We start from the raw sequence: 12,340 nt of genomic DNA, 5'->3' as shown, positions 1-12,340 counted from the left end.
TGAAAGGCGGTGACGGAATGAAGGCTACTCCCGGACAGCGGCTGCGCATGGCGGTCCAAGACGAAGCGCCGCTGCAGGTCGCAGGGGCCATAAATGCTTATTCTGCCATGATGGCGGAGAAAGTCGGCTTCCAAGCTTTATATCTATCCGGAGCTGGCGTTGCCAATGCTTCCTTCGGGCTGCCCGACCTCGGAATGACATCGCTCCAGGATTGTCTTGAGGAAGCAAGACGAATAACGAGCGTCACGGAGCTGCCGCTGCTCGTAGATGCGGATACGGGGTTTGGCGGCGCGTTTCAAATTGCGCGGACGATCAAGGAGATGCAGCGTGCAGGAGCGGCTGGCGTGCATATAGAGGATCAAATCGCGGCGAAAAGATGCGGTCACCGACCAGGCAAAATGATTGTCGGCAAAGGAGAAATGGTTGACCGCATCAAAGCTGCCGCAGATGCTAGAGTGGATCAAACCTTTGTCATTATGGCAAGGACGGATGCCTTGGCTGAGGAAGGCTTAGCTGCCGCCATTGAACGGGCCTGCGCATGCGTAGAGGCCGGAGCGGACATGATTTTTCCGGAGGCAGTCACAAAGCTTGAGGATTACCGGGCATTTGCAGAAGCAGCCAAAGTACCCGTGCTTGCAAATATTACCGAATTTGGCCAGACCCCGCTGTTCACGGTTGAAGAGCTGAGGCTTGCGGGCGTCGGGTTGGCGCTCTACCCTTTGTCCGCCTTTCGCGCGATGAATGCGGCGGCTTTGCTCGTATATGAGACGATCAGACGCGAAGGGACACAAGTAAACGTCATCAGCCGCATGCAGACACGATCGGAGCTTTATGATTTTCTTGACTATTACAGCTATGAACATAGGCTGGATCGCCTTTATGGCAGCAAGGAGGAGGGGAGCAACGATGGCGACTAAGAAGCAGGGAGGGCTCGCTGACGTAATTGCCGGGCAAACCGCGATTTCTACCGTCGGAAAGCAGGGAAAGGGACTTTCCTATCGCGGTTATTCGATCGATGACCTAGCAAGAGAGGCTTCATTCGAGGAAACCGCATTTTTGCTTATTTACGGTAAGCTTCCTGATTCAACCGAGCTTAGTCAGTACAAGAAGAAGCTGCACGGCCTGCGCAAACTGCCTGCAGGCTTGCAATTGATTTTGGAGCAGCTTCCCGCAAACGCGCATCCGATGGATGTTCTGCGGACGGGAGTATCGGCGCTTGGCGCATTGGAGCCGGAGACCGATGAGCATAACCGCTATTCGATCGCCGATCGGCTGCTGGCAAGCAGTGCCTCCATACTGCTTTATTGGCATCATTTCCATGCAAGCGGCATAAGGCTCGACACCGAGACGGAAAATGACAGTATTGCCGGGCATTTTCTCCAGCTTCTGCACGGACATCCGCCTAATGCACTCCATGAAAAGGGACTGGATGCTTCGCTCATTTTGTATGCGGAGCATGAATTTAATGCATCTACGTTTGCGGCCAGAGTCACGGCATCCACCTTATCCGATGTTTACTCGGCGGTTACGACCGGCATCGGAACACTGAGGGGGAATCTTCATGGCGGCGCTAACGAGGCGGCGATGGCGCTGATCGATGCTTTTTCCAGTCCGAGCGAGGCAGAAATAGGGATTTTGCAGATGCTGCAGCATAAAAAATTAATTATGGGTTTCGGCCATCGCGTCTATTCTGTGCGGGATCCAAGATCCGATATCATTAAAGTTTGGTCAAAAAAGCTTTCCGAGGAAAAGAATGATTCTCGACTTTATTTAATATCCGAACGAATAGAGCAAATCATGATGCAAGAGAAGAAGCTGTTTCCAAACCTGGATTTCTACAGCGCGTCTGCTTATCGGTTAATGGGAATTCCTACCTCGCTTTTCACGCCTATTTTTGTCATCTCCCGTATAAGCGGATGGGTGGCTCATGTGATTGAGCAGAGGGCAAATAATCGGATCATCCGTCCAAATGCGGATTATGTAGGACCAGAACCTTTGCCATGGTTATCCATTGATCAACGATCCTGATAGGGGGGAGTAAATTTCCATGTCAGTTCCTGCCAATAACCAGAGACCTTCGCCAGATCAGGTGCTGGTCGATATCGCTGCCTATGCAGCAGATTATAAGGTCACCAGCCAGGAAGCATATGAAACAGCCCGATATTGCCTCATGGATACGCTTGGCTGCGGTCTGCTGGCCCTTCGGTATCCGGAATGCACGAAGCTGCTCGGTCCCGCCGTTCCTGGAACCATCGTGCCAAACGGCGCACGCGTACCCGGAACCTCTTATGTGCTGGATCCTGTAACCGCAGCCTTTAACATCGGCTGCATCATCCGTTGGCTGGATTATAACGACACCTGGCTCGCAGCCGAGTGGGGTCATCCGTCAGATAATCTAGGAGGCATTCTGGCGGCTGCGGATTACCGAAGCAGAAAAAACATTGCCGAGGGAAAGCCTCCATTAGTCATACGAGACGTGCTTACCGCCATGATAAAGGCGCATGAAATACAAGGTATTCTTGCACTGGAGAACAGCTTCAACCGCATTGGGATCGACCATGTCATTCTGGTGAAGATCGCATCGACCGCTGTCGTGACGGCGCTCCTTGGCGGGACGCATGCTGAGATTATATCCGCTTTATCGAATGCTTGGATCGATGGCCACCCGCTGCGAACTTATCGGCATTCCCCGAATACCGGAACGCGAAAGTCATGGGCGGCAGGGGACGCGACGAGCCGCGCAGTCCGGTTATCGTTCATGTCGCTGAGCGGAGAAATGGGGTATCCCTCCGCGTTGTCGGCACAGGAATGGGGCTTTTGCGATGTGCTCCTGAAAGGGAAGCCGCTTGTGCTTAATCGCGGTTTCGAGTCTTATGTTATGGAAAATATTTTATTTAAAATTTCATTTCCCGCCGAATTCCATGGGCAAACGGCCGTTGAAGCAGCTATAAAACTGCATGCCGCTGCTGCTGCACGCTATCATGAAATTGATAAAATCATTTTGACTACGCATCAATCGGCTTTGCGCATTATCGACAAGACGGGACCGCTGCATAATCCGGCTGACCGCGATCATTGCTTGCAGTATATGGTAGCGATCGGACTGCTGCATGGGAATTTAACAGCCGATCATTACGAAGAAGCCGCAGCGCTTGATCCCCGCATCGATGAGCTTCGCCAAAAAATGATAACGGTTGAAGAACCCGCCTTTTCGCTGGACTATTTGGATGAGAATAAACGATCGATCGCGAATGCCGTTCAACTGTTTTTCAAAGACGGCACGGCTTCGGAACGGGTGGAAATCGCTTATCCAATCGGGCATCGACGCAGACGGGACGAAGGCATCCCGCTCCTTGAACGCAAATTCGAAGCCAATCTGAAAAGCCGTTTTCCAGCGAAGCAAACGCAAGCGATCGTGGAGCTTTGCCGGAATCAGAGCACTTTAGAAAATACCTCTGTCCAGCACTTTATGGAGTTATTTGTCATTTAAACAAAGGCCTGCGACAGACGCGGGTTTTTCTTTTTTTTAATCCTAATTTTTGTAGCTTTTCTGTAACCTTTCGCAGCCCAAACACGTTATATTCTATAAGTAAGCGGAATAAGAATATACACCAAACAGAAGGAGCGTCAGCGCTATGAAAAAATATGCAATGATCGCAGTTGTTGCGATAGCTTGTCTCACGGCCTTTAGCTTTGCGCCGACGGGAGGCCGTGATTATACACCGGTAGAACCTACGCCGGATTTGGAAAGCGGATATATCGACAGTGTGGTGAAACGGGATCAACAATACCTTTTGTCTATCGATCAGATCGATTGGTACGAGGGAGAGCAAGCCGTTGCGAAATTCCTTGAACGCGAAGGGGATTCCGGGCTTGACGGTCCGCCGGACGGCTATTACATCATTAATGACGCAGAGAACTTGCATGAACTGCCAATAGCTGAAAATGCCGAGGTTCTCATGCAAATCTACAATCGCACAGGCAATGTCGCGGAAGCGGATATCGTGTGGAACGAGCCCATTTCCGTGGTTAAATTCATCGAGTTATTGAACACAGAGGACGACCTCGATATCAAGGGTTTTCCTTACCATATGACCGTGAAGGATGGAGAAATCGTTCGTATCGTCCAACAATACGTACCTTAATCCAATCGATGCGCATGAAAAAAGGCGAGAAGTCAATCATAGACTTCCTCGCCTTTTTTCATGCGCTAATCTCTTGCGGCCTCGTAGATTTTCTGGGCAAGCAAAGCCGGCTGCGTTTTTGCCGTTGTCATATGATCGCCAGTTCCTTGAATATAGCGGAACAAACCCAGCCGATTGGACATATGCGGATGCCAGCCGTATTGGCTATTGAACTGAGGCAGCACATTGTCCTCTGTCAGATAAATATAGCTTTTCGGAATGTTAAGACTGTAAAATTTTTTTAAGTCCAATTTCTCATAGGATGGTTTTGCCGGCTCTGGCCTGATTTGATTGTAAATTTGTTCTGCTATGCCTAAGCTGGCCAAATTGACAAAAGTTTCACGGAAAAGGGGAAAGGGCAGCATAATGGTATCATTCCCTGAGCTCTCCCTTAACTGTTGAAAAAGAGCTTGAGCAGCCGGCGGGAACTCATCGGCAACCATCTCGCCATCATTTAATACAAAGGCATTCCAAAAAACGAGACGTTTTAAACGGTCCGGAACCAGCTCCGCCACCTTCTGCACGAGCGTACCGCCGAAGCTGTGCCCGACAAGGACGATATCTTTCAAATTTCTGGCAACGATATAATCGGCGATTGATCTCGTCAGCATAGCGTGCCTAACATTTGTATTTAAATCCGCTCCGTGTCCAGGGTATTCCGGCACATAAACGGTATGCCCCAGCTGACGCAATTCATAGGCTATGCCGTCCCAGAAGCTTATATCTGCCCACGCGCCATGAATCAGCACGAAGGTAAGCAGCTGATCGCTTGGTCTAGGAGTCCACCTGACTCTAGAACGGTAAATATTCGCAGGGGGATGCGTATGGGTCCATCTCGCCCAATGGTGTTGGAAAGGATACATGTAATTACTCCTCGTATTCAGATATATCAGCATATGCCTAAATCTTCACGAGGTTAATGATGCCTGCGTACTTAAGTTATATTGATATTCTTGCCGTTATTCACCGGAAACCGGAAGCTGTGCCTCACGCCGCTGCTTTGAGGCGGGTTGATTTTTGCTGACGCAAAAGTAGCGTTAATTTCGCCGCCCAGTATAATAAGGATTGAGCTGATGTAAAGCCATATTAACAAAATAATCATTCCGCCAAGACTGCCGTAGGTCTTGGTATAGTTACCGAAGTTGTTCATGTAAAATTGAAAAGCAAGCGATGTTATGATCCAACCGAACGTTGCAAATACGGCGCCGGGCAATACCTCTTTGAATTTAAGCCGCCTGCTGGGGACGATCCAGTACAGCAGAGAGAAGGCAGCGGCCATTGCGGCGATTGGAATGACATATTTTAAAATTCCCCAAATCAACTGGAAGCCATCGGGATAATTCATCCATAGGAACAAATACTCACCGATGGCTTTGCCGAAAATCAACATAACCATCACCAGCATGATGACAATGACAAGAAAAACGGTTGCCAACAATGAAATCCCCCTAACCTTCCAAAAGGGACGTTTCTCTTCCACGTCATAAGCTTTGTTCAGGCCCTTTACAATCGCATTGATGCCGTTAGAAGCCGACCAAATCGTTGCGATCATCCCGAAAGAGAGCAGAGTGCCGGTGCTGTTGTCCACGACTTCCTTCAATATGCCGCTTATCGTCTCGCTCGCTTCAGAGGGTAGGAGGCGGATTAGCTCAGCGACTACACTATCGCCTGACAGTTCAATAAATCCAAGCAGGCTGACCATGAAAATTAAAAAAGGGAAAAAAGACAAAATTAAATAATACGTCAGCTGGGCTCCTAGTGCGGGAACATCATCTTCCCGAAATCTGCTGTATAAGCATTTTGCAAATTGTATAGCTTGAGTTTTGCTCGCCATTTGTGGTCACCCTCCTTTTCCTATAAAATTAAACAAGAATACGCAAATGTTAAACATCGGACAAAATCGAAAAGAAAATGGATCGATGTAGGAAATGATCAAAGGATGTCGAATAAGAGAGTAAAACATTTTATTTGAATTAAGGGAGTGGACCGATTGTTTTTACATTTTCTACAATCCAAGGAACATAAATTAGCTTTTCTGGAATTGGCTCATCTTGTGGCGAATGCCGACGGGTATGTGCATAAGAAAGAACAAGGTTTTCTGCAATCGTATATGAACGAGATGGAAATCCAGTCCTCGGAGATTAGCTTTTCATCTGAGAAACAGCTTTCTGATATTGTTGGCGGCCTGCATGACGAACATTTGAAAAATATCTTTTTCGCTGAGATTTTGCTGCTTATTTTCGCTGACGGCGATTACAATGATGACGAGAAGAAGCTTACGAAAGATTTGAAGCAGCAGTTCGGATTGTCCGATGAAACCTATGAAACGATTAAAAACTGGGTTATACGAATGGATCAGCTGAAAATCGAAGGCTTAAAGCTCATTTTGAACACGTAATCGTAATTCCGAAGTATGGCACCCAGGTGTCATGCTTTTTTATTTCACTGTGAACAAGGCTTGCTCCTTAGCGGATGGTACAGGGGATAGGAGCAGGATCGCGTTTTTATATTCTACAATATTTCAAGCTAGATTACGGGTACGAGGTGATTGCCATTTCAGAAGATATTTCATATACAACCGAAGAAATTTCGAAACTGCTCAAAATATCGAAGTTAACCGTTTATGATTTGATAAAAAAAGGCGAGCTGGCTTCTTACCGGGTCGGAAAACAAATGCGCGTGGATGCCTCCGATCTGGAAGCCTATAAGCAGCGCTCAAAAGGCATGCAGAATACCCGTGAAACAACAAGTAGACAGAGTGATATGCCGTATGTAACCGTTCAAAGCAATGATCCCCGGTCGATTGTCATTACGGGTCAAGATATGAGTCTGGACCTGTTAGCAAGACATGTGGAAAAAGAAACTCCGAGGTATAGGCCGCTGCGCTCTTACGTCGGCAGCTTGGATAGTTTAATTTCCATGTATAATGGCCATTCCGATATTGTCAGCACCCATCTGCTCGACGGGGATACCGGGGAGTACAATATCCCCTATATCCGCAAGCTTCTCGTCGGTACGCCCGTTGTCGTTATGAACTTGCTTTCCCGCCAAGCCGGCATCTATGTGCGGCATGGAAATCCGCGCGGCATTAAAGGCTGGAACGATTTATCACAGCCTGGCCTCCGGCTGATTAACCGCGAAAAGGGCTCCGGGGCCAGAGTATTGTTAGATGAGCAGTTGAGGCTGCATGGCATTCCCGCACATGGGCTGCTTGGTTATCAAGAGGAGCAAACGAATCATTTGGGCGTGGCTGCCAAGGTTGCCGCAGGCGATGCGGACGCGGGGGTAGGCATAGAGAAAGCCGCATCAATCGTCAGCGGCGTCGATTTTATCCCGCTTATAAGCGAACGGTACGATCTCGTTATTCTGAAGAAGGCGGAAAATACGTTCCTGATTGATACGATTGCTCGAATTTTGAAATCCGAAGCTTTTCAAAAGGAGCTTGGAGCCATTTCCGGCTATAACCTTGCCCAGACCGGCCATATTTTATTTGAAAGCTGAAGAGAATTGGAATGCCTCTTTTTAATCGTGAATATTCATGATATTATGGGGTCTAAATCATATTGTAACGAGGAGAAAGAGAAGATGAGCTATAGTCGATCAAGCGGTTACGGCAAGCCTATGCAAAAGCTAATGTTAACTTTTTTCTTTGCATTGCTTGTTTCCATCGGCGGGATGTTCTTAGGAACGCTGCTCCCCCCAGCCGCAAGAATTCCGTTGTTTGTATTAGAACTTGTTTTAATTATCGGGATCATGTTTTTGCGTAAATCAAAGGTAGTCGGGTATTCCTTGATGTACGCCTTCATGGTTGTATCCGGAGCGACGCTGCAGTTTGCCATAAGCTATTATATAGCCACGATCGGTACCGCTGTCGTCTTCCAAACCGTAGCGGTTGCCGTTCTGGTGTACGCCGGGTTAGCTATCTATGCGACTTACTCGAAAGAGGATTTTCGATTCTTGGGCGGATTTTTATTCGCTTCGCTGATCGGTCTTATCGTGCTTGGTCTCATTCAGTTTTTTGTACCCTTTGTCGGAGTAATGGAGACGGTATATGCAGGCTTTGGTTTGCTGATCTTCATAGGGTATACGCTTTACGATTTCAGCCGGATGTCCAAAGAAGGCTTCGATGAGAGCGAAATTCCGATGATGGTTGTCAACATTTATCTTGATTTGGTCAATATCATTTTGTATGCTTTGCGATTTGTAAAATCGCTGCTGGATGACTAATGAAATCGTCAAAAAAGGCTAATCTCTTTTAAAGAGACTAGCCTTTTTAGTTGTCAGCGCGATTCGCAGCCATCATGAGAATCCTCCATCGGTGTGTTTGCAAGCCTTCGTCTGGACAATATTCTTCTGATAAAAGAAGGTTTTGGCTGTTCGGCTTCAATAAATTCCCCTCTTCGCACCTTAAGCTCCCATTCCCGTTCACGCTCTTCCCACAACTTCTCGGCAATATAATAATGAACCAGCATTTGAGTATCCTCCTTCAACATTGCGTTTCTGATGTCTTTATTATGCGGTCGCGAAAAGGGGATAAAAAGAGTATAATCTAACTCATAAATTTCCCCTTTTATATGGATAAGAACTGCTTAGCTTTACTTATTCCGTTTTAGATGGCAAGGAGGCCGCCTAATGTTGACGAATGAGCGTTATTTGTTGTTATATACGAAGTTTGCCGGAGATGACGGGACCGGTAAACGCATTGAAATCTCGCTGGAACAGCTTTCCGATACCTTGTATTGCACGCCGCGTAATGTGAAGCTCATCCTAAGAAAGTTAGAGGAAGAGGGCTTCATCACGTGGATTGCCGGAAGAGGGCGAGGTAACCGTTCGCACATGATATTCCTCGTCGCCAAAGAAAAGGAACTGCTTGAACTCGGTCAGCAGCTGGCGCTGAAAGGCGAATACCAACGCGCATTCGAAATGATTGAAAGCTTTGGCGCGGGCACTAACGTCAGAAGCGTATTCGTCGATTGGCTGAATGGACATTTTGGATATCGGACCGAGCAAATAAACGACGTGGAATCCGACATCCTTCGCCTGCCCGTGTACAGGCCGATTCTAACGCTGGATCCGAAGGAGCTTTATTATTCCTTCAGCGCTCATATGATCAAACAGCTGTTTGATTGTTTGGTTCAATATGATCGCGAGAAAGCGAAAATCGTGCCTGCCCTTGCCCACGCATGGGAGCATGATCCCACCGGCAGGGAATGGACATTCCATCTACGCAAAGGCGTTTTATTTCATCATGGCAGGGAGCTCGAAGCGGAGGATGTCGTATATTCGCTTAATCGGCTGCGCGGGAGCAGCGCTTCGGGGTGGTTTGTGCGCTCCATAACGGATATTGAAATAAAGAACCGGCGAACCGTCAGAATAAGATTGGATAAGCCTAATTGGTTGTTCCCGAGATTCCTTTGTGCACCCGGACTGTCAATCGTGCCTCATGATTTGGCCGAACAAGATGATCAATTCTGGCAGCATCCCGTCGGTACTGGACCGTTTAAGTTTGCGGAGTGGACGGCCGACCGGTTTACGATGCAGGTAAATCCGAATTATTTTGGCGAGCGGGCCCATCTAGACGGCGTTGTCATCGTTATGATGCCGGAGGATACGATTGAATTTTCGAAAAGCTGGGAGCAGCTTCTCGTTGACCACGATTTAAAAGATATTCAACTTGAGCAGGGCTGGCAGAAGATCGAATCGGTATGCAACGGCTGCAGCTTGCTGACCTGGAATATGGGGAAAGAAGGTCCGCAGCAGTCTGCTGCCTTTCGGAAGGCGGTTGATTTGCTTGTGGACCGTACCCGCATGATCCGCGAGCTCGGCGAGGATCGCATGTATCCCGCCCGCGGATTTCATCCTAACGATTTATCAGCGAATTGGCAGGATCGGTGCGAATTCGATCATGCCGCTCAGCTCATTCAGGAGTCCGGTTACGACGGTGAATCAATCCGGATTTGCACATACGGCATTCATGAGCAGGATGCGTTGTGGCTGCAGCGCCATATGGCTGATTTCGGAATCAACATTGCCGTGCAGGTTGAGACATGGGAATCGATTAGAGAACTTGATGTGCTTCAAAGCGCCGACTGTCTCTTATATTGCGTGGTATTCGCAGAGGATGAGGTTTGCTTAATCGAACTTTATGAGCAAACCGGCAACTTTCTAAGGGAACATATGGATCCGCGTCTGCTGGGCTGGGTAAAGGGGAAAATCGATGATGCCTTGGCCTGCCAAACCGCAGAGGATCGATGGAGTCATCTGCTTGAAATTGAAAATAAGCTAAAGGAGGACACGCTTGTCCTGTTCCTGCTCCATAAGAAATTGAATACCTTCTACAATCCAAACATAAAAGGGGTAGGCGTAAATTCCCTGGGCTGGATCGATTTTAAGGATATCTGGTTTGAACATGCCGCTGAAGCTTAAAATCAGCGCTTAATGGTAAAAGGAAGCACCTACCTCGTTCAGTTTTAGACCGAGGCGGATGCTTCTTTTTCACGTTTAAGGGAACAACGATTCATAAGGCAAGTGTGTTGGTAATAATAGAGTAGGGGAAAATGCGGCATTTGAAAGGAGTATCTGTTTTATGGACTGGTTGTTTATTATCGTTTATGGCGCGGCGATCGGAATCGTAGTTGAAATAGCTGCCGCACTGCTTATTATGACGGGACTTAACCGTGATATTGCCCGGTTTCAAGCCGTATCCATGCTTACGGCTACCGGATTTACCACCAAGGAGTCAGAGCTTGTATTACGCCATCCGTTCCGCCGGCGAATCGCTATTTTTTTGATCCTATTCGGCGTTTTTTCGCTGGCAGTCATTATATCCACGCTCAGCAATATTTTTACGAAGAGCTTTCGTCTCTATGAATTGTGCTGGGTGACGGCAGTATTGGCTGCATTCTTGATTGTGCTTAAGAATAAGAGGATGGGCGCGTATTTGACAAGGAAAACGGAGCATCATTTGGAGAAAGTATTCGAATTGCATGAGCTGCCCATCCATGAAGTTCTCTACATAAACGGGAGTTCTGATTTATTGGCCGAGGTACAAATTAGGGATAACTCCCATTTCATCGGACATGCCGTTTCCGAGATTAGGCAGCGCTCAAGCGATATTAATATTCTTTATATTCAAAGAGGTACGGAGAAGTCACGCCAATTTGATTCGCAAATAGAGGAAGGCGATACATTATTCGTTTACGGGAGCAAGCAAGAAATAGAGGAGGTATTCAAAGCGGAATTAGAGGAAAAACAGCCGAAACAGGTGAACGAGCATGAAATGACCTCTTTGGAATGAATCAGAGGCAATGGCATCGTTCACTTCTTCGGATGTAGGATTTGCAGCAAGCAGCATTCCGATCCTAGAAAATCCGATTCAATACAGCTAACAGTTCAGTCCGCCGAATGGGCTTGCTTAAGTAACCGTCCATGCCAGCCTTCAAACATTTTTCCCGATCTTCGGTAAAAGCATTTGAAGTAACGGCGATAATTTTAGGCTGCATTTCCTGCGAGAAGTCTTGCCTAATCTTAGATGCGCCTACGATAGTAGTCTCTTGCCGGCGGGTCCAGTTGTCCGCTGAAAGGGTTATAATGGTAAAAACGAAAGTTGCGCCTTCTTTAGCCGGCTCAGCCCATATTTCTCCACCCATAAGCTCAACCAAATTTTTGCAAATCGCCAGCCCTAAGCCGGTTCCTCCGAATTTCCGGGTAGTAGAGGTGTCTACTTGCGAAATGGGTTTGAATAACAATCCCATTTGTTCGTTTGGTATTCCGATTCCGGTATCTTTTACCGTAAAAAGCAGCTGATGCTGATTCGGCTCTGCCAGCTCCAATAAATTTACGCTTAAAAAAACGCTGCCGGAATTCGTGAATTTGATTGCGTTTCCCAATAAATTAATGAGAATTTGTCTTAGCCTCGTCATGTCGCCCACAACTTTTTGCGGAAGATTCGGATCTAGATCGTAATTTAATGCTAATTGTTTATCTTTGGCTAATCCGGACATAAGGTCAAAGGTTTCTTCAAAACAATCCGATAAATCAAATGGCAGCCATTCTAATTCTACATTTCCCGAGTCGATTTTCGTGAAATCCAAAATTAATATCACCCCAGAATTCGATGTGCCTTTGGTTCATTTTCTCCACTCCTTCGATTATTG

General features: G+C 47.4%; 13 protein-coding genes. 9 read left to right on the top strand and 4 right to left on the bottom strand.

Annotated features, from left to right (window positions below; all coding sequences use genetic code 11):
• Positions 1-17: 17 nt before the first annotated feature.
• The 4 genes from prpB to MRBLPE1_RS18660 all read left to right on the top strand — a co-directional run bounded on the left by prpB (position 18) and on the right by MRBLPE1_RS18660 (position 4,145).
• The gene (gene prpB / locus MRBLPE1_RS18675; RefSeq protein WP_364148217.1) at positions 18-917 is read left to right on the top strand and encodes a methylisocitrate lyase; all 900 of its coding nucleotides are present in this window, start codon (positions 18-20) and stop codon (positions 915-917) included.
• The gene (gene prpC, locus MRBLPE1_RS18670; RefSeq protein ID WP_364148215.1) at positions 907-2,028 is read left to right on the top strand and encodes a bifunctional 2-methylcitrate synthase/citrate synthase; all 1,122 of its coding nucleotides are present in this window, start codon (positions 907-909) and stop codon (positions 2,026-2,028) included. The genes prpB and prpC overlap by 11 nt, the downstream gene beginning before the upstream one ends.
• Positions 2,029-2,047: 19 nt before the next feature.
• Positions 2,048-3,490, top strand: a complete 1,443-nt coding sequence (locus MRBLPE1_RS18665; protein WP_364148212.1) for a bifunctional 2-methylcitrate dehydratase/aconitate hydratase — start codon at positions 2,048-2,050, stop codon at positions 3,488-3,490.
• Positions 3,491-3,635: 145 nt separating this feature from the next.
• Complete coding sequence (locus tag MRBLPE1_RS18660) at positions 3,636-4,145, top strand: hypothetical protein (protein ID WP_364148210.1); 510 nt, start codon at positions 3,636-3,638, stop codon at positions 4,143-4,145.
• A 65-nt stretch (positions 4,146-4,210) separates the two neighbouring features.
• Here MRBLPE1_RS18660 and MRBLPE1_RS18655 read toward each other — a convergent pair whose 3' ends face one another.
• Together MRBLPE1_RS18655 and MRBLPE1_RS18650 are read right to left on the bottom strand one after the other, a co-directional pair.
• On the bottom strand, positions 4,211-5,047 hold the full coding sequence (locus tag MRBLPE1_RS18655; RefSeq protein WP_364148207.1) for an alpha/beta hydrolase: 837 nt from the start codon (positions 5,045-5,047) through the stop codon (positions 4,211-4,213).
• 71 nt (positions 5,048-5,118) lie between these two features.
• Positions 5,119-6,018 (bottom strand): YihY/virulence factor BrkB family protein, encoded by a 900-nt coding sequence (locus MRBLPE1_RS18650; RefSeq protein WP_364148204.1) that lies wholly within the window; start codon positions 6,016-6,018, stop codon positions 5,119-5,121.
• Between the two features lie 156 nt (positions 6,019-6,174).
• On the opposite strand from MRBLPE1_RS18650, the gene MRBLPE1_RS18645 reads away from it, so the two are divergent.
• The 3 genes from MRBLPE1_RS18645 to MRBLPE1_RS18635 all read left to right on the top strand — a co-directional run bounded on the left by MRBLPE1_RS18645 (position 6,175) and on the right by MRBLPE1_RS18635 (position 8,411).
• On the top strand, positions 6,175-6,582 hold the full coding sequence (locus MRBLPE1_RS18645; RefSeq protein ID WP_364148202.1) for a TerB family tellurite resistance protein: 408 nt from the start codon (positions 6,175-6,177) through the stop codon (positions 6,580-6,582).
• Positions 6,583-6,737: 155 nt separating this feature from the next.
• Complete coding sequence (locus MRBLPE1_RS18640; RefSeq protein WP_364149740.1) at positions 6,738-7,685, top strand: helix-turn-helix transcriptional regulator; 948 nt, start codon at positions 6,738-6,740, stop codon at positions 7,683-7,685.
• A gap of 84 nt (positions 7,686-7,769) precedes the next feature.
• A complete protein-coding gene (locus MRBLPE1_RS18635; RefSeq protein ID WP_364148199.1) occupies positions 7,770-8,411 on the top strand; it encodes a Bax inhibitor-1/YccA family protein in 642 nt (213 codons plus the stop codon).
• Between the two features lie 53 nt (positions 8,412-8,464).
• On the opposite strand, the gene MRBLPE1_RS18630 is transcribed toward MRBLPE1_RS18635, so the two are convergent.
• Positions 8,465-8,656: a hypothetical protein gene (locus MRBLPE1_RS18630; protein ID WP_364148195.1), complete on the bottom strand. Its 192-nt coding sequence runs from the start codon at positions 8,654-8,656 to the stop codon at positions 8,465-8,467.
• Positions 8,657-8,816: 160 nt separating this feature from the next.
• On the opposite strand from MRBLPE1_RS18630, the gene MRBLPE1_RS18625 reads away from it, so the two are divergent.
• Positions 8,817-10,610 (top strand): SgrR family transcriptional regulator, encoded by a 1,794-nt coding sequence (locus tag MRBLPE1_RS18625; RefSeq protein WP_364148192.1) that lies wholly within the window; start codon positions 8,817-8,819, stop codon positions 10,608-10,610.
• Positions 10,611-10,770: 160 nt separating this feature from the next.
• Entirely contained in the window at positions 10,771-11,481 is a 711-nt protein-coding gene (locus MRBLPE1_RS18620; RefSeq protein WP_364148190.1) for a TrkA C-terminal domain-containing protein, read from the top strand.
• A gap of 64 nt (positions 11,482-11,545) precedes the next feature.
• On the opposite strand, the gene MRBLPE1_RS18615 is transcribed toward MRBLPE1_RS18620, so the two are convergent.
• Positions 11,546-12,277 carry an ATP-binding protein gene (locus tag MRBLPE1_RS18615; RefSeq protein WP_364148187.1) on the bottom strand — a complete coding sequence of 244 codons (732 nt, stop codon included), beginning with the start codon at positions 12,275-12,277 and terminating at the stop codon, positions 11,546-11,548.
• Positions 12,278-12,340: the final 63 nt, after the last annotated feature.

It is taken from the genome of Paenibacillus sp. LPE1-1-1.1, from assembly GCF_040676435.1.
GTDB lineage: Bacteria > Bacillota > Bacilli > Paenibacillales > Paenibacillaceae > Pristimantibacillus.
The sequence above is the reverse complement of the archived record's forward strand: the minus strand, read 5'-3'. Positions and strand labels throughout refer to the sequence as shown.

What these genes read in the sequence shown, in the direction of transcription:
- MRBLPE1_RS18635 (WP_364148199.1), top strand. Translation starts at nt 7,770, where the DNA reads ATGAGCTATAGTCGATCAAGCGGTTACGGCAAGCCTATGCAAAAGCTA.
- MRBLPE1_RS18625 (WP_364148192.1), top strand. Translation starts at nt 8,817, where the DNA reads ATGTTGACGAATGAGCGTTATTTGTTGTTATATACGAAGTTTGCCGGA.
- prpC (WP_364148215.1), top strand. Translation starts at nt 907, where the DNA reads ATGGCGACTAAGAAGCAGGGAGGGCTCGCTGACGTAATTGCCGGGCAA.
- MRBLPE1_RS18665 (WP_364148212.1), top strand. Translation starts at nt 2,048, where the DNA reads ATGTCAGTTCCTGCCAATAACCAGAGACCTTCGCCAGATCAGGTGCTG.
- MRBLPE1_RS18660 (WP_364148210.1), top strand. Translation starts at nt 3,636, where the DNA reads ATGAAAAAATATGCAATGATCGCAGTTGTTGCGATAGCTTGTCTCACG.
- prpB (WP_364148217.1), top strand. Translation starts at nt 18, where the DNA reads ATGAAGGCTACTCCCGGACAGCGGCTGCGCATGGCGGTCCAAGACGAA.
- MRBLPE1_RS18655 (WP_364148207.1), bottom strand. Translation starts at nt 5,047, where the DNA reads ATGTATCCTTTCCAACACCATTGGGCGAGATGGACCCATACGCATCCC.
- MRBLPE1_RS18630 (WP_364148195.1), bottom strand. Translation starts at nt 8,656, where the DNA reads ATGCTGGTTCATTATTATATTGCCGAGAAGTTGTGGGAAGAGCGTGAA.
- MRBLPE1_RS18620 (WP_364148190.1), top strand. Translation starts at nt 10,771, where the DNA reads ATGGACTGGTTGTTTATTATCGTTTATGGCGCGGCGATCGGAATCGTA.
- MRBLPE1_RS18650 (WP_364148204.1), bottom strand. Translation starts at nt 6,018, where the DNA reads ATGGCGAGCAAAACTCAAGCTATACAATTTGCAAAATGCTTATACAGC.